Annotated in this window: 23 protein-coding genes; 9 read left to right on the forward strand and 14 right to left on the reverse strand. The window is 59.7% G+C overall.

Annotated features, from left to right (window positions below):
• The first annotated feature begins 103 nt into the window (after positions 1-103).
• A complete protein-coding gene (gene nrdB, locus ACQG1K_RS15015; protein WP_367076132.1) occupies positions 104-1,234 on the forward strand; it encodes a class Ia ribonucleoside-diphosphate reductase subunit beta in 1,131 nt (376 codons plus the stop codon).
• Entirely contained in the window at positions 1,234-1,488 is a 255-nt protein-coding gene (yfaE, locus tag ACQG1K_RS15020) for a class I ribonucleotide reductase maintenance protein YfaE (protein ID WP_003859419.1), read from the forward strand. The genes nrdB and yfaE overlap by 1 nt, the downstream gene beginning before the upstream one ends.
• Before the next feature lie 162 nt (positions 1,489-1,650).
• Here yfaE and glpQ read toward each other — a convergent pair whose 3' ends face one another.
• On the reverse strand, positions 1,651-2,709 hold the full coding sequence (gene glpQ / locus ACQG1K_RS15025) for a glycerophosphodiester phosphodiesterase (RefSeq protein ID WP_367076134.1): 1,059 nt from the start codon (positions 2,707-2,709) through the stop codon (positions 1,651-1,653).
• 11 nt (positions 2,710-2,720) lie between these two features.
• A complete protein-coding gene (gene glpT, locus ACQG1K_RS15030; RefSeq protein WP_022648804.1) occupies positions 2,721-4,073 on the reverse strand; it encodes a glycerol-3-phosphate transporter in 1,353 nt (450 codons plus the stop codon).
• Positions 4,074-4,323: 250 nt separating this feature from the next.
• Here glpT and glpA point away from each other — a divergent pair, with 250 nt between their 5' ends.
• Genes glpA through glpC form a run of 3 tightly spaced genes read left to right on the forward strand, consistent with a single transcriptional unit; the run spans position 4,324 to position 8,346 of the window.
• Positions 4,324-5,952 carry an anaerobic glycerol-3-phosphate dehydrogenase subunit A gene (glpA, locus tag ACQG1K_RS15035; RefSeq protein WP_367076136.1) on the forward strand — a complete coding sequence of 543 codons (1,629 nt, stop codon included), beginning with the start codon at positions 4,324-4,326 and terminating at the stop codon, positions 5,950-5,952.
• Complete coding sequence (gene glpB / locus ACQG1K_RS15040; protein WP_426720819.1) at positions 5,942-7,159, forward strand: glycerol-3-phosphate dehydrogenase subunit GlpB; 1,218 nt, start codon at positions 5,942-5,944, stop codon at positions 7,157-7,159. The genes glpA and glpB overlap by 11 nt, the downstream gene beginning before the upstream one ends.
• Positions 7,156-8,346 (forward strand): anaerobic glycerol-3-phosphate dehydrogenase subunit GlpC, encoded by a 1,191-nt coding sequence (gene glpC, locus ACQG1K_RS15045; RefSeq protein ID WP_126291636.1) that lies wholly within the window; start codon positions 7,156-7,158, stop codon positions 8,344-8,346. Before glpB ends, glpC begins: the two co-directional genes overlap by 4 nt.
• 31 nt (positions 8,347-8,377) lie before the next feature.
• On the opposite strand, the gene ACQG1K_RS15050 is transcribed toward glpC, so the two are convergent.
• The 4 genes from ACQG1K_RS15050 to tctD all read right to left on the reverse strand — a co-directional run bounded on the left by ACQG1K_RS15050 (position 8,378) and on the right by tctD (position 12,411).
• The gene (locus ACQG1K_RS15050; RefSeq protein ID WP_023300615.1) at positions 8,378-9,577 is read right to left on the reverse strand and encodes a nicotinamide mononucleotide deamidase-related protein YfaY; all 1,200 of its coding nucleotides are present in this window, start codon (positions 9,575-9,577) and stop codon (positions 8,378-8,380) included.
• A gap of 94 nt (positions 9,578-9,671) precedes the next feature.
• On the reverse strand, positions 9,672-10,211 hold the full coding sequence (locus ACQG1K_RS15055; protein WP_022648809.1) for a YfaZ family outer membrane protein: 540 nt from the start codon (positions 10,209-10,211) through the stop codon (positions 9,672-9,674).
• A 129-nt stretch (positions 10,212-10,340) separates the two neighbouring features.
• Complete coding sequence (locus tag ACQG1K_RS15060) at positions 10,341-11,750, reverse strand: sensor histidine kinase (protein WP_023306632.1); 1,410 nt, start codon at positions 11,748-11,750, stop codon at positions 10,341-10,343.
• Entirely contained in the window at positions 11,737-12,411 is a 675-nt protein-coding gene (gene tctD, locus ACQG1K_RS15065; RefSeq protein ID WP_017693014.1) for a transcriptional regulator TctD, read from the reverse strand. Before tctD ends, ACQG1K_RS15060 begins: the two co-directional genes overlap by 14 nt.
• 152 nt (positions 12,412-12,563) lie before the next feature.
• On the opposite strand from tctD, the gene ACQG1K_RS15070 reads away from it, so the two are divergent.
• The 3 genes from ACQG1K_RS15070 to ACQG1K_RS15080 are packed head-to-tail and all read left to right on the forward strand — an operon-like array spanning position 12,564 to position 15,513.
• Positions 12,564-13,544: a Bug family tripartite tricarboxylate transporter substrate binding protein gene (locus ACQG1K_RS15070; RefSeq protein WP_022648812.1), complete on the forward strand. Its 981-nt coding sequence runs from the start codon at positions 12,564-12,566 to the stop codon at positions 13,542-13,544.
• An 11-nt stretch (positions 13,545-13,555) separates the two neighbouring features.
• Positions 13,556-13,987 (forward strand): tripartite tricarboxylate transporter TctB family protein, encoded by a 432-nt coding sequence (locus ACQG1K_RS15075; RefSeq protein ID WP_022648813.1) that lies wholly within the window; start codon positions 13,556-13,558, stop codon positions 13,985-13,987.
• Between the two features lie 11 nt (positions 13,988-13,998).
• Entirely contained in the window at positions 13,999-15,513 is a 1,515-nt protein-coding gene (locus tag ACQG1K_RS15080; protein WP_367076142.1) for a tripartite tricarboxylate transporter permease, read from the forward strand.
• On the opposite strand, the gene menE is transcribed toward ACQG1K_RS15080, so the two are convergent.
• The 8 genes from menE to ACQG1K_RS15120 all read right to left on the reverse strand — a co-directional run bounded on the left by menE (position 15,514) and on the right by ACQG1K_RS15120 (position 23,425).
• On the reverse strand, positions 15,514-16,875 hold the full coding sequence (gene menE, locus ACQG1K_RS15085; protein ID WP_022648815.1) for an o-succinylbenzoate--CoA ligase: 1,362 nt from the start codon (positions 16,873-16,875) through the stop codon (positions 15,514-15,516). It lies immediately after the preceding gene.
• A complete protein-coding gene (menC, locus tag ACQG1K_RS15090) occupies positions 16,872-17,837 on the reverse strand; it encodes an o-succinylbenzoate synthase (RefSeq protein WP_367076144.1) in 966 nt (321 codons plus the stop codon). Before menC ends, menE begins: the two co-directional genes overlap by 4 nt.
• Complete coding sequence (menB, locus tag ACQG1K_RS15095) at positions 17,837-18,694, reverse strand: 1,4-dihydroxy-2-naphthoyl-CoA synthase (protein ID WP_014832749.1); 858 nt, start codon at positions 18,692-18,694, stop codon at positions 17,837-17,839. Before menB ends, menC begins: the two co-directional genes overlap by 1 nt.
• Entirely contained in the window at positions 18,691-19,467 is a 777-nt protein-coding gene (gene menH / locus ACQG1K_RS15100) for a 2-succinyl-6-hydroxy-2,4-cyclohexadiene-1-carboxylate synthase (RefSeq protein ID WP_367076146.1), read from the reverse strand. Before menH ends, menB begins: the two co-directional genes overlap by 4 nt.
• Positions 19,464-21,134 (reverse strand): 2-succinyl-5-enolpyruvyl-6-hydroxy-3-cyclohexene-1-carboxylic-acid synthase, encoded by a 1,671-nt coding sequence (menD, locus tag ACQG1K_RS15105; protein WP_367076147.1) that lies wholly within the window; start codon positions 21,132-21,134, stop codon positions 19,464-19,466. Before menD ends, menH begins: the two co-directional genes overlap by 4 nt.
• A gap of 88 nt (positions 21,135-21,222) precedes the next feature.
• The gene (menF, locus tag ACQG1K_RS15110) at positions 21,223-22,518 is read right to left on the reverse strand and encodes an isochorismate synthase MenF (protein WP_367076149.1); all 1,296 of its coding nucleotides are present in this window, start codon (positions 22,516-22,518) and stop codon (positions 21,223-21,225) included.
• A gap of 86 nt (positions 22,519-22,604) precedes the next feature.
• On the reverse strand, positions 22,605-22,910 hold the full coding sequence (gene elaB, locus ACQG1K_RS15115) for a stress response protein ElaB (protein ID WP_022648821.1): 306 nt from the start codon (positions 22,908-22,910) through the stop codon (positions 22,605-22,607).
• Positions 22,911-22,960: 50 nt separating this feature from the next.
• Complete coding sequence (locus tag ACQG1K_RS15120) at positions 22,961-23,425, reverse strand: GNAT family N-acetyltransferase (protein ID WP_023300622.1); 465 nt, start codon at positions 23,423-23,425, stop codon at positions 22,961-22,963.
• A gap of 71 nt (positions 23,426-23,496) precedes the next feature.
• Between ACQG1K_RS15120 and rbn the strand changes: the two genes are divergently transcribed.
• The gene (gene rbn / locus ACQG1K_RS15125; RefSeq protein WP_022648823.1) at positions 23,497-24,414 is read left to right on the forward strand and encodes a ribonuclease BN; all 918 of its coding nucleotides are present in this window, start codon (positions 23,497-23,499) and stop codon (positions 24,412-24,414) included.
• The last annotated feature ends 40 nt before the right edge of the window (positions 24,415-24,454 follow it).

Consider the following 24,454-nt stretch of genomic DNA (forward strand, 5'->3'; position numbering starts at 1 on the left):
TCCCTCACCCTAACCCTCTCCCACAGGGAGAGGGAACTCTTTCCCCCTCTCCCTGTGGGAGAGGGCCGGGGTGAGGGGAAATAACACCACAGGACTCACCGCAATGGCATATACCACCTTTTCACAGACGAAAAACGACCAGCTCAAAGAGCCGATGTTCTTCGGCCAGCCGGTCAACGTGGCACGCTACGATCAGCAAAAATATGACATCTTCGAAAAGCTGATTGAAAAGCAACTCTCCTTCTTCTGGCGTCCGGAAGAAGTTGACGTTTCCCGCGACCGTATCGATTTCCAGGCGCTGCCGGAACACGAAAAGCACATCTTCCTCAGCAACCTGAAATACCAGACGCTGCTGGACTCCATTCAGGGTCGTAGTCCGAACGTGGCGCTGCTGCCGCTGATCTCGATTCCTGAGCTGGAAACCTGGGTAGAGACCTGGGCGTTCTCCGAGACGATCCACTCCCGCTCTTACACCCACATCATCCGCAACATCGTTAACGATCCGGCGGTGGTGTTTGATGATATCGTCACCAACGAACAGATCCAGAAGCGCGCCGAAGGCATTGCGCACTACTATGACGAACTGATCGAGATGACCAGCTACTGGCATCTGCTGGGCGATGGTACGCACAACGTGAACGGTAAAACCGTCACCGTAAACCTGCGGACCCTGAAAAAGCAGCTCTATCTGTGCCTGATGAGCGTCAACGCCCTGGAAGCGATCCGCTTCTACGTGAGCTTCGCCTGCTCCTTCGCGTTTGCCGAGCGCAAACTGATGGAAGGCAACGCCAAAATTATCCGTCTGATTGCCCGTGACGAAGCCCTGCACCTGACCGGGACTCAGCATATGCTGAACCTGCTGCGCAGCGGTGCAGACGATCCGGAGATGGCGGAAATTGCGGAAGAGTGCAAACAGGAATGCTACGACCTGTTCGTGCTGGCGGCCCAGCAGGAGAAAGAGTGGGCAGACTACCTGTTCCGCGACGGCTCCATGATTGGCCTGAACAAAGACATTCTGTGCCAGTACGTTGAGTACATCACCAATATCCGCATGCAGGCCGTCGGTCTCGACCTGCCGTTCCAGACGCGCTCTAACCCAATCCCGTGGATCAACACCTGGTTGGTGTCCGATAACGTGCAGGTCGCGCCACAGGAAGTGGAAGTGAGTTCTTACCTGGTCGGTCAGATTGATTCTGAAGTCAACACCGACGACCTGAGCGATTTCCAGCTCTGATGAGCCGCGTAACGCTGAGCCTTTCGGGTACAGAGGTGTTGTGCCAGGAAGAGCACCCTTCTCTGCTGGTGGCGCTTGAAGCACATCAGGTAGAAGTCGAGTACCAGTGTCGTGAAGGCTACTGCGGCTCCTGCCGCTGCCGTCTGGTCGCAGGCCAGGTAGACTGGCTGACCGAACCGCTGGCCTTTATCAGTGAAGGGGAAATTTTGCCCTGCTGCTGCCGGGCAAAAGGCGATATAGAGATCGAGATGTGATGTTGTCCTTATCCCCTCTCCCGGTGGGCTGAGGGTTCCCCACAAATTAATGCGAGCACTGAGCAATCCCCTCGCCCCTCCGGGGAGAGGGTTAGGGTGAGGGCATCAGGCCGCAGAGCCTGATTGTCGGGTGGCGGCTTCGCCTTACCCGACCTACAAAACCTACTTCCGGTGAATGAATTCGACCGCTTTATCCGGGAAATCCGTAAACAATCCGTCCACATCCGCCTGGTTATACAGCACGTCGTAAAGCTGATCCACGTCCGTCGCATACTCCGGCAGCTGGTCTGCACGCACGGTATACGGATGCACCTGCATCTTGCTCGCATGCGCCTCTTTCACCATCGCCGTCAGCTTCACGTGGCCCGGCGTTGAGCCTTCCGCCACCAGCATGTGGTAATCCGGCCCGATGCCGTCGGCGTACTGCGCAATCTGCTTCATCGCGCCCGGCTTAAACATCCAGTCGTAGCTGTAGTTCACCCACTTCCCGTCCGGCTGTTTTTCCTGAGTTTCATTCCAGTCGGTATAGGCAATCAGCTGCACCAGATTGAGATCCATTCCCATCTTCGGCTCCAGCTCAGTTTTGATGCGCTTCAGTTCCGCGGCATCGAAACATTGCAGGAAAACCTTATCCTGCTTGCTGGTGTAGCCGTACTTTTTCAGTACCTCCAGAGTCTTCGCGGCAATGTCTTTTCCTTCCTGATGGTGGAACCACGGCGCTTTGATTTCCGGGTAGATACCGATATTTTTGCCCGTCGAGTGGTTCAGCCCCTGAACAAACTCGATCTCCTCTTCGAAGGTGTGAATACGGAAGTCAGACTTGCCCATCGGGAAACGCCCCGGATAGACCTGCACCTTCTTGCCGTTTTCAATCTCGAAGCCCTCGGTAAACTTCAGCGAGCGGATCTCCGCCAGCGTGAAGTCGATGGCGTAGTAGCGGCCATCTTTACGGGCACGATCCGGGAAACGCTCCGCCACGTCCGACACGCGGTCAAGATAGTGGTCATGCAGAACGACCAGCTGGTCGTCCTTCGTCATCACCAGATCCTGCTCCAGATAATCCGCGCCCTGGGCATAGGCCATCGCTTTTGCCGGCAGCGTATGCTCCGGCAGATAACCGCTGGCGCCACGGTGGGCGATCACGATTTTATCCGCCGCCAGCGCGGAGCCTGTCATCAGGCCCGCCAGCAGCAGGCCTGTCGCTAACTGAGTTAATTTCATCGCAATGCTCCTTACTGACGACGCGCCAGCACCTCGGCATGGTGACGTTTTTCACCAATCATCACGACGATCAACAGCAGAACCGCCAGCACGCTGCCGCCAATCATCACCATAAAGCCACCGTCCCAGCCGAAGAAATCGACGGTGTAACCGACGATGGCACTTGCCGCCACTGAACCGCCGAGGTAGCCAAACAGACCGGTAAAGCCTGCCGCCGTGCCTGCCGCTTTCTTCGGCGCCAGCTCCAGCGCGTGCAGGCCGATCAGCATAACCGGACCATAAATCAGGAAGCCGATTACGATCATACAGGCCATATCCACACCCGGATTACCCGGCGGGTTAAGCCAGTAAACGACCGTCGCGATGGTCACCAGCGTCATAAAGAACACGCCCGTCGCCCCACGGTTGCCCTTAAACACTTTGTCCGACATCCAGCCGCAGATCAGCGTGCCCGGGATCCCGGCGTATTCGTACAGGAAATAGGCCCAGGAGGATTTATCCAGCGCGAAGTGCTTCACCTCTTTCAGGTAAGTCGGGGACCAGTCGAGGATGCCGTAGCGCAGCAGGTAGACAAACACGTTCGCCACCGCGATGTACCACAGCAGCTTGTTTGGCAGCACATACTTCATGAAGATCTGTTTCGCGGTCAGCTCTTCTTCGTGCTTCTCGCTGTAATCATCCGGGTAGTCGTTTTTGTACTCTTCAATCGGCGGCAGGCCGCAGGACTGCGGCGTGTCGCGCATCAGGGCGAAGGCGATAATCGCCACCAGAATGGCGCCAAAGGCAGGCATATAGAGCGCCGCGTGCCAGTCGTTGAACCAGGCCATCCCCAGCAGGAACAGCAGCGGCGGAAGCCCGCCCCCGACGTTATGCGCGCAGTTCCAGACCGATACAATCCCACCGCGCTCTTTCTGTGACCACCAGTGCACCATGGTACGTCCGCATGGCGGCCACCCCATCCCCTGGAACCAGCCGCAGAGGAACAGCAGTACGAACATGACGGCAATGCTGGAGGTCGCCCATGGCACAAAGCCCATGAACAGCATCACCGCTGCCGCGAGGATCAGACCGGCGGGCAGGAACACGCGCGGATTCGAGCGATCCGACACCGACCCCATAATGAATTTCGAAAAACCGTACGCGATGGAGATCCCCGACAGCGCAAAGCCCAGATCGCCGCGGGAGAAGCCTTGTTCCACCAGGTATGGCATGGCGAGCGCAAAGTTTTTACGTACCAGATAGTACGCCGCATACCCGAAGAAGATCCCGAGGAAGATTTGCCAACGCAGACGGCGGTAGAGAGGATCAATCTCTGCCTCTGGCAGTCGCGCCCGGTGTGGCGCAGGTTTAAAGATACTGAGCATAACAGCCTCCGTGGCCTTTCAAAAAATGACCGGGCATCTCGCGCCCGGCTACAGAGGCGGCGATGTTAAGAAATCACGGTGAATGTTACTGTGAATCAACGCACAGATTGTTACAGAAATATGACAGAATGCGCAAAAAAGCGCATGAAATCACGTTTCACTTTCGAATTTCGCGCGTTTATGTTCGAAATCAAACAAACCACACGATCAATGTGGCTAAATGCTAAAAAACGAACATAGAGGAAAGGCAATGACTATTCACGATCCACGCTTCAGCGATGTGATTATCATTGGCGGTGGCGCGACGGGTGCCGGCATCGCACGCGACTGCGCCCTGCGGGGATTGAGCGTCACGCTTCTGGAGCGCCACGACATCGCCACCGGCGCGACAGGGCGTAACCACGGTCTGTTGCACAGCGGCGCCCGCTATGCGGTCACTGACGCTGAGTCCGCGCGCGAGTGTATTGCTGAAAACCAGATCCTCAGGCGCATCGCCCGCCACTGCGTTGAACCGACCAACGGCCTTTTTATCACCCTTCCCGAGGATGACCTCGGCTTTCAGCAAACCTTTATTACCGCCTGCACGGCGGCAGGCATTCAGGCCGAGGCGCTCGATCCTGCGCAGGCGCGCCGTCTGGAACCCTCGGTGAACCCGGCGTTACTGGGCGCGGTAAAAGTGCCTGACGGAACCATTGATCCTTTCCGCCTGACCGCCGCCAATATGCTCGACGCGCGGGAACACGGTGCACAGATCCTGACCGGGCATCACGTCACCGGGCTTATTCGTGAAGGTAATACCGTACGCGGGGTGCGCGTGTGTGATACGCAGTACAATGAACACCGCGAGCTGTATGCCACCGTCGTGGTCAACGCGGCGGGGATCTGGGGCCAGCGCATCGCGGAATACGCCGATTTATCCGTCCGCATGTTCCCGGCCAAAGGCTCGCTGCTGATCCTCGACCATCGCATCAATAACCATGTCATCAACCGCTGCCGTAAACCGTCTGACGCCGACATCCTCGTGCCGGGGGACACCATTTCGTTGATCGGCACGACCTCAATGCATGTGGACTACAGCGAAATTGATTACAACCGCGTTACCGCCGAAGAGGTGGATATTCTGCTGCGCGAAGGGGAAAAGCTGGCCCCGGTGATGGCGCAGACGCGTATTCTGCGTGCCTACGCGGGCGTGCGTCCCCTCGTCGCCAGCGACAACGATCCGAGCGGGCGTAACGTCAGCCGCGGCATCGTGCTGCTCGATCACGCCGAACGCGACGGCATGGACGGGTTTATCACCATTACCGGCGGCAAGCTGATGACCTACCGGCTGATGGCGGAGTGGGCCACCGATGCCGTCTGCCGTAAGCTCGGTAACACCGCGCCGTGCGTGACGGCGGAGCGGGCCCTGCCCGGCTCGCAGCAATCGACAGAAAAAACGCTGCACAAAATCATTTCACTTCCTGCCCCGCTTCGCGGTTCGGCGATTTACCGCCACGGCGACCGCACCCCGACCTGGCTTGGTGAAGGGCGACTCAGCCGCAGCCTGGTGTGCGAATGCGAAGCCGTGACCGCAGGCGAGGTGCAATATGCCGTGGAAAACCTGACGGTGAACAACCTGCTTGATTTACGCCGCCGCACGCGAGTCGGGATGGGCACCTGTCAGGGGGAGCTGTGCGCCTGCCGTGCCGCCGGGCTGCTGCAACGTTTTCATGCCACCTCCTCAACCCAGTCGCTCGCCCAGCTCAGCGATTTTTTAAATGAGCGCTGGAAAGGCATTCAGCCCGTCGCCTGGGGCGATGCCCTGCGCGAAAGTGAGTTTACCCGCTGGGTCTATCAGGGACTTTGCGGTCTGGAGAAGGAGCACAACCATGAAATTTGATACCGTGATTGTGGGTGGAGGGCTGGCGGGCCTGCTGTGCGGTCTCAAACTGACGCAGCGGGGTCTGCGCTGCGCCATTGTCACTCGCGGTCAAAGTGCCCTGCACTTCTCCTCCGGCTCGCTGGATTTACTGGGCGCGCTATCGTTCGCCGATCTGCCGCCTGAACATCCCTACCGCCTGACGGGGGCAGAGAATATGGCCCGCTTTGCCTGCGAAACCGAACACCTGCTGACCGCCTGCGGCGCACGCATGCAGGGTGACGCCGAGCAAAATCATCAGCGCGTCACGCCGCTCGGCACTCTGCGCGCCGCCTGGCTTAGCCCGGAAGAGGTGCCTGTCGCCCCCATCGCTGCCGGGCGCGTGCGCGTGGTAGGGATCAGCGGTTTCCTCGATTTCCAGCCGCATCTTGCCGCCGCGTCTCTCAGACAGCAAGGCATTCAGGTGGATACGGCGGAGATTGATCTCCCCGAGCTCGACGTGCTGCGCGAAAACCCCAGCGAGTTTCGTGCGATGAACATTGCCCGCCTGCTGGATAATGAACGCTACTGGCCGCAGCTGTACGCGGCGCTTCAATCGCTCGGCGAGACCTGCGACGCCCTGTTTATGCCCGCCTGTTTTGGCTTAACGGACAACCGGCTCTGGCGCTGGCTCTCGGCGCGCCTGCCCTGTACGCTCGGTTTACTGCCGACGCTCCCCCCTTCCGTACCCGGCATTCGTCTGCATACCCAGCTTCAGCGTCAGTTTGTCGCCCAGGGTGGCGTCTGGATGGCAGGCGACGAGGTGAAAAAAATCACCCTGGCAGAGGGCGCGGTAAGCGAAATCTGGACCCGCAACCACGGCGACATCCCGCTTCGTGCACGCTATACGGTGCTGGCAAGCGGCAGCTTCTTCAGTAACGGTCTGCTGAGCAGCCGGGATGGCGTGCGTGAGGCAATTCTCGGGCTGGATGTCCGGCAAAGCGCTTCCCGCGCGGACTGGTATCAAAGCGATTTCTTCACCCCGCAGCCCTGGCAGCAGTTCGGCGTGATCGTCGATACCCAGCTGCGCCCGCAGCTGGGCGGGGAACCGGTTGAAAATCTTTACGCCATCGGCTCGGTTCTGGGCGGGTACGATCCCGTGGCACAGGGCTGCGGTGGCGGCGTCTGCGCCGTCACCGCGCTGCATGTCGCGGAGCAGATTATCCAGCGCAGGGAGGGAGCACAATGAACGACACCCGATTTGAAAGCTGTATCAAATGCACGGTCTGCACCACGGTTTGCCCGGTCAGCGGCGTCGATCCGCGCTATCCCGGCCCGAAACAGGCCGGCCCCGACGGGGAGCGTCTGCGCCTGAAGGACGGCGCGCTCTACGACGAGGCGCTGAAATACTGTATCAACTGTAAACGCTGCGAAGTTGCCTGCCCGTCGGACGTGAAAATAGGCGATATCATCCAGCGCGCCCGCGCCCGCTACAGTACGCAAAAACCGACGCTGCGCGACGCGATACTAAGCCACACCGATCTGATGGGCAGCCTCTCGACGCCTTTCGCGCCGGTCGTCAATGCCGCCACCGCCCTGAAGCCGGTGCACAGGCTGCTGGATGCGACGCTCAAAATCGACCATCACCGCAGTCTGCCGAAATATTCTCACGGCACCTTCCGCCGCTGGTATAAATCCGTGGCGGCAGAACAGGCGCAGTTCGCTGAGCAGGTTGCCTTCTTCCACGGCTGCTACGTGAACTACAACCATCCGCAGCTGGGAAAAGACCTGCTGAAAGTGCTGAACGCCATGGGGACGGGCGTTCAGCTGCTGAGCAAAGAGAAGTGCTGCGGCGTTCCGCTGATTGCAAACGGTTTTACCGACAAAGCGCGCAGGCAGGCAAAAAGCAACGTCACCTCTTTACGTGAGGCGATCGTCGACAAAGGGATACCGGTACTGGCGACGTCGTCAACCTGTACCTTCACGCTGCGCGATGAATATCCGCATCTGCTGGATGTGGATAACACCGGCCTGCGCGAGCACATTGAGCTGGCGACCCGTTTTCTCTGGCGCAAGCTGGACAGCGGGCAGACGTTACCGCTGGGCAAATTGCCGTTGAAGGTGGTGTATCACACGCCATGTCATATGGAGAAGATGGGCTGGTCGATCTATACGCTGGAGCTGCTGCGGCTGATCCCGGGGCTGGAGCTGACGGTGCTGGACTCACGCTGCTGCGGCATCGCTGGCACCTACGGATTCAAGCGTGAAAACTACCCAACGTCACAGGCCATTGGCGCGCCGCTGTTCCGGCAGATTGAAGAGAGCGGCGCAGATATCGTGGTGACGGACTGTGAAACCTGCAAGTGGCAGATCGAGATGTCCACCAGCAAACGCTGTGAACATCCCATTACCTTGCTGGCAAACGCACTGGCGTAACCGTTGCCGGGGACACTGCCCCGGCACATCCTCACTCTACGAACAGCGATTCCACGACGTTGATCCAGCCGTGCTCGCTGGCGACCTCTTTCCCGTTCAGCCAGCGGCGCAGCATGTTCAGCGCCATCATCGCACACACCTCCTGACGCACGGCCAGGCTGTGGCGGGTAATACTCATCTTCACCCGCAGGGCGTGGGTCCCTTCCGGTGTTGCCAGGGCGAAGTTGAGATGCTCTTCATCCAGCCCGCCCACAAACAGCGCCAGTCCGGCGAAATGCTTCACTCTGCGCTCGGATGCCCAGCGCGCCGTCTGCGCCAGCGTCTCCTGCTGGAACGGCACCACTTCACTGGCCAGCAGCGGCGCACCCGCCCGGGTAAGCTGAAGCGCCAGAAGCCCACCGGTAAACTGCTCGCTTAGCGTCACGCTCAGCTGGCGGGACTGCAAATGCGCTGCGATCTGCGCCGGCAGCCCTTCCGTTCCTTCGAAAATCAGGCTTTCCCCGGCGACGCGCTGCACTTCCGGCCACAGTGCCAGCATAGCGGCTTTCTCTGACGCCGGTCCGGTCAGCTTCAGTTCAATAATCGGCATGGAGGAGCGATAGCCCATCGACACGCCGGGAGGCAGTTGCAGGTGATCGAGGCTCTGGGCCAGGTCGCTTTCCGAGCGGCCAAAGGTGGTCAGACGCAGGCACAGCGGCGGTTCAGGCAGCGTGAAGCGCGCGCGCAGGCGCGGCAGGATCTGCTGCTCGACCATCACTTTAAATTCCGACGGCACGCCCGGGGTGAAGAACATCAGGCAGCGGTTCAGCTGAACGGCAAATCCGCAGGCGGTGCCGACCGGGTTATCAATCAGTTCCGCGCTGGCGGGAATTTCAGCCTGCTTGCGGTTGCTGGGGGCCATCACGCGGCCACGCTCGGAGAAAAATCGCTCCATCTGTGCCAGCCACGCCTCGTGCAGGACCAGGCCTTCACCTCTGGCCGTGGCGGCGGCCAGCGCGCTGAGATCATCGCTGGTGGGCCCAAGCCCGCCGTTCACAATCAGCACGTCGCAGCGTTCGCTGCGCTCGCGCAGAACGTTGACCAGAGACTCAAGATTATCACCCACGGTGTTGCGGCGCGTTAACGGTAATCCTTGCTCAAAGAAGAGATCGGCGAGCCAGGCGGCATTGGTATCAATGATTTGCCCATGCAGCACTTCGTCGCCAGTGGATAACATTTCCACGTTTATCATTATGTTCTCCCATTTCAATGGTCAAAACACTATAGCGCAATCGAAGACCGGGGGAAGAGAGAAACTGGCGCGACTGAACGCCGCGCCGAAAGGATTAGAAACCTGCGCTCACACCGATGTAGGGACCATCTGCCAGCGCGTTGTCGCGGTGGCCGTCTTTACCCGCCAGGTTCAGATAACGATAACCCGCTTCGATGGTGACAGGACGGATGATGGTCCAGCGTCCACCCACGTTGGCTTCCTCATAGCTATCGATACCGCTGGAGAGGGAATCCGGAGAGTAGTAGTACTCACCGAACAGGCCAAAGCTGTCGCCGATTTTCCACTGCAAACCGCCGCCCACTGCCGCCGCGTAACCTTCGTCGCCGTCGTTCGGGTTGGTGTAAATCCCTTTACCGCCGACGGTCGCCAGGAAAGGACCCAAAGGTACGTTGAAGCCCAGCCCCAGGCTTGCCGCATCCCCATCGTCGTCGTTATGCGTCCAGCCGCCGGTCATCGCCAGGCCTGCGCTATCCGTGCCAAGACCAAAGCCCAGGTGGGTATAATCTTCGCCCGCCGAGCCGTTGAAGGAAATAGCGTTGGCTGCTGCCGATACAAACATCAGGCCTAAGCCCATTAATGCCACTTTTTTCATTGTCGTGATCCCGCACAATATATTCAGAGATGTCCAAAAACCGCGAGATTTTAACCTGACTGTCTGTGGGATCAATGCGCTCAGTGGACATCGGGCAATTAGTTTGTAACGATTTGATAATATCGGTATTTATATCATCAATAAAAAACGCATTTTTACGCACAGGCCGCCCAGATTTTCACTGGGCATCAGCTGAAGATGGCTGCGGTGCAGGCGGGCAATATCGTTGGCCAGCGCCAGGCCAATGCCGGACCCGGCGGCATCGCCCACGTTATCCAGCCGATGAAACGGCAGCATGGCCTGGGAGATCTGGTCTTCGGCAATACCCGGTCCGCTGTCCTCCACGCTCAGCTCAACGGCATCGTTATCCATGCGCAGGTATACCGTCACGATGCCCTGCTCCGGCGTGTATTTGATCGCATTCTCCAGCAGGTTAGCGCAGAGTTCGCCCAGCAAAACGTCATCCCCCTCAATCATTACCGGCTGCTGTACGCCGTCATAACCGAGATCGATACCCTTGCTGCGCGCCTGTGCCAGCCGCGAAAAGCAGCAGTTTTGCACCACCTGCACCAGATCGACAGGGGCAAACTGTCGCTCCCCCTGCTCTTTCCGCTTCACCGCCGAAAGCTGTAACAGCCTTTCCGTCAGCACGATGGTGTTATCCAGCGTAACGTTCATTGCCCGTAAGCTCTCCTGCCACAGCGCCGGATCGTTACGCGTCAGAGCAACGGATACCTGCGTTTTTAGCACCGCCAGCGGCGTTTTGAGCTGGTGTGAGGCATCGGCATTGAAGCGCTCCTGCCGCGAAAGTACGCCGCGCAACCGGTCGATGTAACGGTTAAACGCCACAATCAGCAGCCGCGTTTCCGACCAGGGCAGCAGCTCCGGCAGCGGGGCCAGCAGTCCGGGCTCACGGCGCACCATCAGCGAAGAGAGTTGCCGCATTGGGCGCAGCACGCGGCGCAGCAGCCAGGCGGTCAGGACCAGCGTCAGCAGCACCAGCAGCCCCTGCGACACGAGTGAGGAAAACAGCAGCTGTGTGGCCAGATAGCGCCGCGACTGCAACGTTTCTGCGACGTAAATTTCCGCCATCCCGAACACGTTATCTTCGTTAACCGGCTGGAGCAGCTTCGCCACGCGGATCGCCTGCCCGCGATACTCGGTATGATAAAACCACGCCAGCGCCGGATAGTGAGTGGTGCGCGACGTGGAGGGAGGCATATTTGGCAGATCGTCATAGCCGGAGATCGTCCGCCCGTCAGGGTCAACCACCTTGTAGTAGAGGCGATCGTTCATGTTCAGCTCAAAGCTGTCGAGCACGACCCAGGGCACGTTCACCAGCAGCTTGCCCTTGTGCACCACCAGCCGCTCAGACACGGTGCGCGCCGAGGATAACAGCGTACGGTCATAGGCCTGCGTCGCCGCCTGTAGCGCGCTAACGTAGCTGTTAAAGGCTGACAGCCCCCATAACAGCAGCAGCGGCAAACCCAGAAAAAGCAAAAGTTGCAGGTAAAGCGACTGCGGCTTAACCCACTTCATCGCCGCACTCCAGCACGTAGCCCAGTCCCCGGAGGGTGGTGATCCGCACGCCGCTGCCGGTCAGCTTCTTACGCAGGCGGTGAATATAGAGATCGATACTCTCGGGGCTGACGTCGTCGTTCAGGCTGAACACCTGGTCGAAGAGCTGTTGCCGGGAGACGGGACGGGTCCGGCGGTGCATCAGCACCTTCAGCAAAGAGAGTTCGCGTGGCGTGAGGGAAAGGGGTTCATCGCGCAGCAGAAAAAAACCTTCATCATCGTACTCCAGCTCTCCCAGCCGCTGGCGCTCCTGGGTTCGTCCTTCACTGCGGCGCAGCAGCGCACGCAGGCGGGCATCAAGCTCCTCCAGCTCGAACGGCTTCGGCAGATAGTCATCCGCCCCGGCATTCAGCCCTTTCACCCTGTCTGCCACGTTGCTGCGGGCGGTGAGAAACAGCACCGGCAGCGTCTGCCCGCGCTTTCTCAGACGATGCACCACTTCCAGCCCGTCGAAGCCGGGCATGCCGATATCAAGGATCGCGACGGCATAGTTTTCCCCCTGTAAAAGGTGATCGGCCGCCCGTCCATCGTTGACGCAATCCACGGCAAATCCGTTTTGTACCAGCGCTTTCTCCAGCCAGTGAGCCAGCTCACGATTATCTTCCGCCAGTAAGAGACGCATATCACATCCTGTAAAGTTGGTGTCGCAGTGAAAGGGAAATGAAAGGTTAATGTTTTAACAATCACGCAACGGAACCGCTACAAGGTGGTTCACATAATCAGAAAAAAGACACCCGTACCCGTACTCCCGGTTCTCCGGCGTGAGGATAAACGATGAAAAAACAATTACTTTCTACCCTTGCTGCAAGCGCATTGCTGTTGAGTGCCTCTGTCGTCCAGGCGCAGGACACCCCGTCCCGCACCGAGTGTATCGCACCGGCCAAACCCGGCGGCGGCTTCGACCTGACCTGTAAGCTGATTCAGGTCAGCCTGCTGGAGACGAAGGCCATTGAGAAACCGATGCGCGTCACCTACATGCCCGGCGGCGTGGGCGCGGTAGCCTATAACGCCATCGTCGCCCAGCGCCCTGCTGAACCCGGCACCGTGGTGGCCTTCTCCGGCGGCTCGCTACTGAACCTGTCGCAGGGGAAATTTGGTCGTTATGACGTAAATGACGTGCGCTGGCTCGCCACCGTGGGCACCGATTACGGCATGATCGCCGTTCGCGCCGACTCCCCGTGGAAATCCCTGAAAGATCTGCTGACCGCCATGGAAAAAGATCCAAACAGCGTGGTGATTGGCGCAGGCGCCTCTATCGGCAGCCAGGACTGGATGAAAGCCGCGCTGCTGGCGCAGCAGGCCAAAGTGGATCCGCACAAAATGCGTTACGTGGCCTTTGAAGGCGGCGGTGAGCCGGTGACGGCGCTGATGGGCAATCACGTGCAGGCAGTATCGGGCGACCTCAGCGAAATGGTGCCCTACCTGAGCGGGGATAAGATCCGCGTGCTGGCGGTCTTCTCGGAAAACCGTCTGCCGGGCCAGCTGGCAGACGTCCCAACCGCCAAAGAGCAGGGTTATAACCTGGTCTGGCCGATCATCCGTGGCTTCTTCGTCGGGCCAAAAGTGACCGACGCCGAGTACCAGTGGTGGGTGGATACCTTCGCAAAACTTCAGCAAACCGAGGAGTTCAAAAAACAGCGCGATCTGCGCGGGCTGTTTGAGTTCAACCTGAACGGCAAGCAGCTGGACGAGTATGTGAAAAAACAGGTGAATGACTACCGCGAACAGGCGAAAGCCTTTGGTCTTGCGAAATAACCGGAGGCGCTATGAGCGATCGCATTTTTGCAGGGATATGGCTGCTGCTCTGCATTGGCGGCCTGTTCGTCGCCTGGCAGATCCACAGCGAATACAGCTATGAACCCGTGGGGCCACGCCCCTTTCCCGTCGGCATTGTCGGCCTGATGCTGCTCTGTTCGGTGGCCCTGCTGCTGCGCCATCCGGACACCGTGGAGTGGCCGCCACGCCGCACGCTGCAACGTCTGCTGGTAATGGTGATTGTTCTGCTGATGTACGCGTGGGGCTTTGAGTGGCTCGGCTTCCCGATCGCCACCGCCCTGCTGACGATGGTGATTGGCATACTGTTTAACGCCTCGCTGCCTGCGGCGGGGATCTCCGGGGTCGTACTGGGCATTTTACTCTGGTACGCCTTCGACCGCCTGCTGGACGTGACCCTGCCGCTCGGCGCATGGTTTAACTAACGGAGCACGCTATGGATACCTGGATCTATCTCTCTCAGGGGTTCGCGGTAGCGATGACCCCGGAAAACCTGGTGATCGCCCTGATCGGCTGTTTAGTCGGGACGATCGTTGGCCTGCTGCCGGGCCTTGGGCCTATCAACGGCGTGGCGATTTTACTGCCGCTGGCCTTTGCGCTGCACCTGCCTGCGGAATCGGCGTTGATCCTGCTGGCGACGGTTTATATCGGCTGCGAATACGGGGGGCGTATTTCCTCGATACTGCTTAACGTTCCCGGCGATGCCGCCGCCATTATGACCGCGCTGGATGGCTATCCGATGGCACAGCAGGGACGCGGCGGCGTGGCGCTCTCTATTTCCGCCGTCAGCTCGTTCTTTGGCTCCCTGATCGCCATTGGCGGCATCATCCTCTTCGCCCCGGCGCTGGCCCAGTGGTCGCTGGCATTTGGTCCGGCCGAGTATTTTGCCCTGATGGTATTCGCCATCGCCTGTCTCGGCAGCATGATGGCGCAGAATCCGCTGAAGTCGTTTTTGTCTGCGTTGATTGGCCTCAGTCTGGCCACCGTCGGCGTGGATGCCAACACCGGGGTTTATCGCTTTACCTTCGACAGCGTTCATCTCTCCGACGGCGTGCAGTTTATCGTCGTGGTGATTGGTCTGTTCTCTGTCTCAGAAATCTTACTGATGCTGGAACATACCAGCAGCGGGCAGACGCTGGTGCGTAAAACCGGACGTATGCTCTTTAATGCCAAAGAGGGTGCGCAGTGTGTGGGTGCCACCCTGCGTTCAGCGGTGATCGGTTTCTTCGTCGGCATTCTGCCAGGCGCGGGGGCGACTATCGCCAGCGCCATTACCTACATGACCGAGAAAAAGCTGAGCGGTAACAGCGACAGCTTCGGTAAAGGCGATATCCGCGGCGTGGCGGCGCCGGAGGCGGCGAATAACGCCTCGGCCTGCGGCTCGTTTATCCCGATGCTGACCCTCGGCGTGCCAGGCTCCGGCACCACCGCGGTGATGATGGGCGCGCTGACGCTCTATAACATCACTCCCGGTCCGGCGATGTTTACCGAGCAGCCCGATATCGTCTGGGGTTTGATTGCCGCCCTGCTGATCGCCAACGTGATGCTGCTGGTGATGAACATCCCGCTGATCGGGCTGTTCACCCGCATGCTGACCATTCCCCTGTGGTTCCTGGTCCCGGCCATCGCCGCCGTCTCTGCGGTTGGGGTGTACGCAGTGCACAGCACCACCTTCGACCTGGTGTTAATGGTGCTGCTCGGCGTGCTGGGCTACATTCTGCGCAAGATGCACTTCCCGATGTCGCCGCTGATTTTAGGGTTTGTATTGGGGGAAATGCTGGAGCAGAACCTGCGCCGCGCCCTCTCCATCAGCAATGGCAACATGGCGATCCTGTGGGAGAGCAGCGTGACGAAGATCCTGCTGGCGATGGCGATCATGGTGATTGTCGTGCCGCCGGTGCTGCGCTGGATGCGTCGACGCCAGCAGAAACCGCAGCCGGATATCGGCTGATTAGCCCCTCAACAGGGCATTGACCCACTGCCTTAACGCCTGGCGGGAGATCTTTATCCCGCCATTTTTCAGTTCTGACGGCAGCGCCAGCCAGTGTACCGGCTGCTCAAAGCGCGCCAGCCTGCCCTGAACCCACTCCGGCAACAGCGTGATATCCGTGCCCGGCTCACATTCCACTACCGCCACCGGGCGTTGCCCGTATTCGGCGTCATCCAGCGGGACGATAAACACCTGGCTTACCTGCGGATGTGTGACGATAACGCGCTCCAGCGCTTCCGGCTGGATCCCTTCTCCGCCGCTGAAAAAGAGATTGTCCATTCGGCCCAGAATGGTCAGGCGTCCGTCATGCCACTCTCCGCGATCGCGGGTGGCGAACCAGCCCTGCTCGTTGACAAGCGGCAGTAAGGCGCCGTCTCGCCAGTAGCCCGCCGCCATGCTTTCCGCCCGGATCCAGACTTCACCGTTCACCACCTGAAGGTCTCTGCCCGGCAGCGCGCTGCCCACGTCCGGCGCGCCGTCGGCCTCTTTGGCGCAGACGGTGGAGGCGAACTCGGTCAGACCGTAGCCGCAGAACGTGCGGATCCCCTGCTTGCGCGCCTGTTCGGTCAGCTCAACGGGGATTTCCGCCCCGCCGAGCAGCACGGCTTTCAGCGCAACGGGATGGTGTGAATTGAGCAGCCGCCACAGCTGCGTCGGCACCAGCGAGGCGTGGGTACAGCCCTGCAGGGCCTGCTCCAGCGGCTGTTTTTCACGCACGGTGAGACGGCCTCCGCCCTGCAACCAGCGCCACAAAATCCCCTGACCGGAGACGTGAAACAGCGGCAAGGACAGCAGCCAGTCGTCATCACCGCCATAAGGCATCAGCGACAACACGCCTTTTGCGCTGGCAAGGTGGGCGGCACAGGTGTGCACCGCCGCTTTTGGCAAGCCGGTGGAGCCGGAGGTGAGCGTCATCGAGGCCAGCCGTTCTGCCCGCCACGTCACGCCGCCCTGCTCCTCGCCCTCTCTTAATACCAGCCCAGGCAGACCGTCATACTCACCGTTAAGCACCAGCGCAAAGCGCAGGGTCATCTGCGGCAGGAGGACGTCCAGCAGCGGTCGGGGAAGCTGAGGGTTCACCGGCAAAATGCGGGCGCCGCACTGAAGCAGCGCCAGCCAGGCCAGCAGGGTCTGCGGATGGTTGTGGGCGAGCAGCATGACGCCGTCCCCGTCCCTGACACCCTGAGACTGAAAACCGGCTGCCAGACGATCGATACGCTCGCCCAACTGTGACCAGTTGAGCGTTATATCGTCTAAACGCAGCGCGGGTGTATCGGCACTCCTGGAGCGCCAGTGCCGCCACGGCCAGTCGGTAAAAGTCATTGCAGCGGCTCCAGCGTCCCGACATCGAGGCACGGCAAGGTGCTGTCCGGCCACTGGCGAATCAGCTGGGCCTGCATCAGGTTTAGCGTATCAAGACCGGGAACGGTGTCCGGCGTTAACCATGCAGCGATGCGCGCCAGTTGCGTCAGCCCGAGGCTGGATTCGATGGATGAACTGATCACCGCCGTCAGCCCTGCGGCATGGGCCGCCGCAACCTGCTCGCGCACCTTGTCGAGGCTGCCGGTCAGCGTTGGCTTAATGACCACGGCCCCGACGCCCGGCTCGGCGACAAACGTAAAACCGACTTCGCGCAGGCTCTCATCCCAGGCAATGGCAATGCCGGTTTCCCGGGCGAAGGCGCGAGAGTCGTCGCGCGTTTTGCACGGCTCTTCGAGAAACGCGATGCGGTTGCGGTACGCCGGGTTGACGTACTTCGCAAACTGCTGCGCCCTGAGCGGCGTCCAGGCGCGGTTGGCGTCCAGGCGCAGGTGCAGATCGGGAATGGCTTCCAGTAACAGGTTAACCACCATTCCGTCGCGCACCGCTTCGTACAGGCCGACCTTAATTTTCGCCACCTTCTCGCCAGGCATCCCGGAGAGCAGCGCGAAAAGTTCATCCGGATCGCCGGAACAGAGCGGCGCGGTGCGATAATTCGCCGCATCCGCCAAACGGCCGTCCAGCTCTGCCAGCGCGCAGCTGATGCCGAACGCGACAGAAGGAACGCCCGGCAGCGACGGATCTGCCCCCTCACGCCATTCGTGCGTCCAGGCCATCAGCGCCGCCTGCGCCTCATCCAGCGTTTCCAGGCTAAAGCCCGGAAGCGGGGCGATTTCGCCCCACCCTTCCCGCTCGCCCTGCCGGAGATGCACGAAAAAGCCATCACGGGTTTTTAACCGCCTTTCACGCAGTACCACGCCCGCGTCCATCGGTATCTGCCAGCGGTAAACCTGCGCGCGACGCATTACGGGTTCCGTTTGTATTTGCTGAAGTCTGGCTGGCGTTTTTCGTTGAACGCGTTGCGCCCTTCCTGACCCTCTTCGGTCATATAGAACAGCATGGTGGCGTTACCCGCCAGCTCCTGAAGTCCCGCCTGACCGTCACAGTCGGCGTTGAGGGCCGCTTTCAGGCAGCGCAGCGCCATTGGGCTGTTTTGCAGCATTTCGCGACACCAGCGCACGGTCTCTTTTTCCAGATCGGCGATCGGCACCACGGTGTTAACCAACCCCATGTCCAGCGCTTCCTGGGCGTTGTACTGACGGCACAGGAACCAGATTTCGCGGGCTTTTTTCTGGCCGACGATGCGCGCCATGTAGGATGCCCCCCAGCCGCCGTCGAAGGAGCCAACTTTCGGGCCAGTCTGACCGAAAATGGCATTTTCCGCCGCGATAGTCAGGTCACACATCATGTGCAGCACGTGACCGCCGCCGATGGAATAACCTGCCACCATCGCAACCACCGGTTTTGGACAGGTGCGGATCTGGCGCTGGAAATCCAGCACGTTCAGGTGGTGCGTGCCGGCATCATCCTGGTATCCGCCGTAGTCGCCGCGGACTTTCTGATCGCCGCCCGAGCAAAAGGCTTTCTCCCCTTCCCCGGTGAGGACGATGACGCCGATGTTGTCGTCGTAGCGGGCATCCGCCAGCGCCTGGATCATCTCTTTTACGGTCAGCGGACGAAACGCGTTGCGTACCTGTGGACGATTGATGGTGATTTTGGCGATACCATCGGTGGATTTGTGGTAGCGAATGTCGGTGTAGCCTTCGGAGCAGTCCTGCCATTCAACCGGCGCGTAAAGCATGTTTTCATCAGGATAGATCATAGCGTGTCCTTTGTTCGATAACGCAGTATCTGAGCCAGACTCGCGGCAACCGCTTCCGGGTTGTCCCGGTGGGCGTTGTGTCCGGCATGAGGGATAGCATGACGCATGGCGTTAAGTTCAGCAGCGATGGCTGCAAACTTCCCGTCACGTTCGCCATAGAGATAGTCGAAAGAAAAATCACGCGCGGTGAGCGCGGGACGTAAATCAGGCTGAACGGCAAGCGAGGTGGCTTCCAGCATCTCAGCCAGCCTCGGGCCGTTGTTCCGGCTACGCAGCGCGATCAGCGCGTTGCGCTGTTCATTCGTAAGGGAGGTAAAGACCGGCTGTTGATACCAGTCGGCAAAGACGGCTTCAAGCGGCTCACTGCGAAAACGTGACGCCCAGCGGCGGTCCGAGGTCAGCCGCGCCTGGCGCGCCTCGACGTCTTGCAGCCCAGGGTGTCCACCTTCCACAATCACCCCGTCTAACCCCGCAGGATGCTGGCAGGCATGGAACATCGCAATGCGGCCACCGAGAGAGTACCCTACCAGCCAGTAATTTAGTATGTTGTAACTAATTAAGGTATACGTGAGCAATTCACTTACCTCTGCAAACCCCGTCACGCCCGTATCCGCTGAACCACCGTGCCCGGGCAGGTCAAGGTAGAGTCTGGGGTAGTCATGCAGCGGCGCCCCAACGGTCTGCCACTCACGACAGTCGCCGGAAAAACCGTGCAGGAAAACCAGCCAGGGGTAGCCTGGTTTTCCGGGCTGAGTGACGCCAGCGAGGATCACAGGTGACTCACCTGCGCCAGCAGATGTTGCAGCTTCTGCGCGCCGTCAGAATCGTTTACCACCAGCTCAATCAGCGTCGCGCCAGGCTGCCGCCAGGCGGTGTTCAGCGCCGTCTCCAGCGCGTCCCAGTTTTCCGGGCGATGGTACTTCAGGCTGAACATGGCGGCGGCGTGTTCGAACTGCACGTTTTGCGGCATCAGATAGAAGCGCTCACGTTCGCTTTGCGGCGTCGGCAGCAGGGAGAAAATCTGTCCGCCGTTATTGTTAACAACAATCAGCACGAACGGAGCCGACGCCTGACGCAGGAGCGCCAGCGCGTTGAGATCGTAGAGGGCTGAGAGATCCCCCACAATCGCCAGCGTGGATTTTGCGCTGGCCCGCTGTACGCCAGCGGCGGTGGAGATCAGCCCGTCAATGCCGCTCGCGCCCCGGTTGCTGTATACCGGATAACCCGCGGGCAGCTGCGAAAAGGCGTCAATCAGGCGCACCACCAGGCTGTTACCGACAAAAAGTTGCCCCTGCTCGGGAAGATATTTGCGGATACGGTGCGCCAGCCCGGCTTCACTGAACTCCTCGCACTGCGCTTTGGTGAGTTCCCACGCCTGACGCGACAGCGCCGGGATCTCCACCGCCCAGGGTTTGCGTTTTTCCGCCGGATGCAATTCCAGCCAGCTGTCAATATCGCTCACCAGGCGGCGACCGCGATGGTGCGCCGGGTCAAGGCGTCCTTCGAGCGGATCCACCAGCCAGTACTCTTCTGGGGTACAGGTGGCCTGCCACTGGAGCAGTCGCTTGCCCGTCAGACTCGATCCCAGCTGGACGACAATTTGCGCCTGCGCCAGCTCGGTGACCGCTTTCGCGTTCCCCAGCCAGAGGTCAGCGCAGGGCAGCGGCTGGCCCGTCTGGGAAAGCACATCACCAATCAGCGGCCAGCCAAGCGTTTGTGCCCACTCCGCCGCCAGCCTGCCTTCCGCCGCGCTCATCCGCCCGGCAAGCACCACGCCGCGCTTCTGACGCCAGAAGAACCAGTCGCGCTGCTTAGCGCTTTCCAGATGCGTCTGCTCACGCAGCCAGGGCTTTTCGCTCTCCCACCATTCTCCCAGCTGCTGTTGCCAGGCTAGGCCGGTCTCGTTCATTTCGCCGTACAGCGGTTCGGCAAACGGGCAGTTAATGTGCAGCCCGCCGCTGCGCAGTGCGTTCATGGCGTGGTCGAGAGTTGAGACCAGCCAGCTGGCGGGAATATCCTGGGTGGGGCGCGGCAACGAGACCGTCTGTGAAGGATGCGAGGCAAAAATGCCAGGCTGACGAATCGCCTGGTTCGCGCCGCAGTCAATAAGTTCCGGAGGACGATCGGCGGTGAGTAAAATCAGCTTTTCGCCGGTTAACCCCGCTTCAATCAGCGCCGGATAGAGGTTTGCCACCGCCGTGCCGGAAGTCACTATCACCGCCACGGGCGCTTTGCTGACTTTCGCCAGCCCGAGCGCCAGGTGGCCGAGACCACGCTCGTCAAAATGGGTGTGATGAATAAAAGCCCTGTTTTCCGCCGCAGCAAGGGTGAGCGGCGTGGAGCGAGAGCCCGGAGCAATACACACATGCCTGACACCATGGCGGGTCAGGGCTTCAAGGATCACCGTCGCCCAGCGTCGGTTAAAAGAACTTACTGACATGAGATTGTCCAGTATCAAGAATGCGACACAGTATAAATAATAGAAAAAGTCAGAATTTTGATATGAATCGGGATTGCACGAATCAGTATTAATCCCTCAGGAGGAGGGAACGCAGCCCGGCGGCCTTATTTTCGATCTCCTGCCACTCCTGCTCTGGATCGGAGCCGCTGACGATGCCCGCCCCCGCATAAAGACGCAGCGCGGCGTCATGAACGCGGGCGGAGCGTAATGCCACGCAGAACTCGCTTTGATCGCGCGATAAATAGCCCGCCGTTCCGGCGTACCACTCCCGGTCAAACGGCTCCACTTTCGCAATAAATTCTCGCGCTGCCTGACGCGGCAGCCCGGCCACCGCCGCCGTCGGTTGCAGAATATGCAGACACTGCTCGTCATCAGACTGTTTGAGTTCGGTCCAGATACAGCGGCGTAAATGCTGCACCTTGCGCAGACGCAGCACCTGCGCTGGGAGGATCTCCAGCGTCCGGGTATGGTGCTGAAGACGCTGGCAGATATCTTCCACCACCAGCATATTTTCCCGCTGATTTTTGTCGTCGTTCATCAGCCAGTCGCCCAGACGCTGGGCCTGCTTATCGTCAGAATGGCTGGCGACGGTGCCTGCCAGCGCTTCAGTGCGCAGCAGCATGCCGCGTCGCCGCCACAGTCGCTCGGGCGTCGAGCCGAGGAACGCGTTGCTGGCGTCAAAGACCATACAAAAATGATAGCAGTTGAGGTTTAGCGCGCGGCTGGCGGCCATTAGCGCGATGGCGTTCACGGGCTGCTGGCACAACACGTCTGTAGCACGTGCGAGCACCACTTTCTCAAAATCGCCGCGAGCAAGGGTATCCGTCGCCTGACGAATCAACGCCAGCCATTCCGGTTTTTCCGGATGATGGGTTTCCTGCACAATCTGCACGGACAACGGGCGGATCGGCGCGGCGTCGCGCAGGTTATCAATAAACTTCAGTGCGTCACCGGCATCGTCACACAGCGACGTTTCGCTCCACAGTTGCAGGCGCAGCGTGGCGACCCCGCCAGACCGTCGCCAGAGAAGGCGCGGTAAAAACAGCTTTCCCTGTGCCGGGTTGAAGGCGTTCAGGCCGCAGATACGGGTATCATTGGCTACGTCATGGGTGTGCAAAAACCGGGAGGCCGAGGCCAGAGAGTCAAAATGGGCGAGGCTTCCGAGCGCGGCAAGTTCTTCATCACCGCTCCGCTGTTGCCAGTAAAACTGGGGATAGCATCGCTGCACACCCAGCCAGGCCAGCGGATCGAAGGCGTCGTTTAACGGGAAAGAGACATCGAAATGGCGAAAACCGGGTGTAGCGGGTAACGCTTGCGCAAGCTGAGTGCGCAGGCGTTCCAGCGCGATGGAAATCGAATGCACGCGAACCTCTCCCTGTTAAAACCTTACATTATACGGGGTACTGATGATAAATAGCAGTACCCACGTGTAGGGAGGGGTTTACCGGCTTAACGACGGGCTAACAGCAGGCCCAGCACCAGCCCTACGGCCGCACCGACCCCAATGCCCTGCCACGGCTTTTCGTGCACATAATCGTCGGCACGATAAACCGCCTGTTTGGCGCGGTAGTAGTAATTGTCGGATGCGTTGCTGACGCGGTTTTTCACGTCATGCAGCGCCTGCTCGGCGCGGGCTTTGAGCTCAATGTACTTCTGATCGGCAGGATCGCCTGAAGAGCGCAGTACTTCTTCCAGCGTTTCGCTTAACAGCGTTAGATCGTCGTCTGCTCGGGTATCCCAGGATTGAAATGACATATTTTTCTCCATGTTAGTACACCAGTCCGATAACTATAGACAACGTCTCGCTATTGCGCCTGTTTCGCTTCGCGCGCCATACCAATATGTGGGATGCCATCTTCATCGTAAATGTCCGTGACTGGGGTAAAACCAAAATGGCCATAGAATGATTGCAAATGCGCCTGCGCACCCAGGTATAACGCCTTGTCTGGCCACCGTTTCAGGCATGCGTCCAGCGTTTTTTCCATCAGCTGATAGCCCAGCTTTTCACCGCGCGCGCTTCCGCTGATAATGACGCGGCCAATGACGACAGGGTCAAAATCCTCTTCGCTTTTCAGAATCCTCGCATACGCCACCAGCTCGTTATCGCGCCAGCCGAGGATGTGCCGGTTCTCGCCGACCAGGTCATCGCCGTCGATATCCTGATACGGGCAGGTTTGTTCAACCACAAAAACTTCGCAGCGCAGTTTGAGCAGGGCGTAGAGTGACTGAATAGTCAGTTCGCTGTGGTGTAGATCTTGCCACTGGATCATGTGTTTCTCCTTCCTGGGGTTCATCACGTTATACTAAACCCCTTCCCATTCGGCAAAGGGCTGATTGCGTTATGGAACTGATTTTTCTGGGTACGTCCGCGGGCGTGCCAACCCGCTCACGAAACGTGACGGCTATTCTGCTGGATCTTAAGCATCCTACCCGCGGCGGGCTGTGGCTGTTTGACTGCGGCGAAGGTACGCAGCATCAGTTGCTGCATACCTCATACCACCCGGGGAAAGTGGATAAAATATTTATCACCCATCTGCACGGCGACCATCTGTTTGGCCTGCCGGGCCTGCTGTGTAGCCGTTCGATGGCCGGTAACGCTAACCCGCTGACCATTTATGGCCCTGCGGGTATTCAGGCATTCGTTGAGACCACGCTGCGCCTGAGCGGCTCGTGGACCGACTATCCGCTGGAGGTGGTTGAGATCGGCGAAGGTCTGGTGTTCGACGACGGAGATTACCAGGTGCGCGCTTACCCGCTTAACCATCCGGTGGAATGCTACGGCTATCGCGTTGAGGAGCATGACAAGCCCGGGGCGCTGAACGCCGCCGCGTTGCAGGCCGATGGGGTGAAACCTGGCCCGCTGTTCCAGCGTCTGAAGCACGGCGAGACCGTCACGCTGGAAGACGGGCGCGTCATCAACGGTCAGGATTACCTTGCGCCGCCGCAGCCGGGCAAAAAACTGGCTATTTTTGGGGATACCGCCCCCTGCCCTTCGGCGCTCCGGCTTGCCGGGGGTGTGGATGTGATGGTGCATGAGGCAACGCTGGAAGCGGCGATGGAAGAAAAAGCCAACAGCCGGGGGCACAGCTCAACGCGTCAGGCCGCGCAGCTGGCGCGCGAGGCTGGCGTCCGGAAACTGATTGTCACTCACGTCAGCTCACGCTATGACGTCCGCGGCTGTGAAAGCCTGCTGGCAGAGTGTCGGGAGGTGTTCCCGGCATGCGAGCTGGCGGAAGATTTTGCTCAGGTCAGCGTTTAGTCCTTCATTTTTCCCTCAGGGTGCCGATAACGATTAAAAG

Source organism: Enterobacter cloacae complex sp. 402C9 (assembly GCF_050030745.1).
In the GTDB taxonomy this organism is placed as follows: domain Bacteria; phylum Pseudomonadota; class Gammaproteobacteria; order Enterobacterales; family Enterobacteriaceae; genus Enterobacter; species Enterobacter intestinihominis.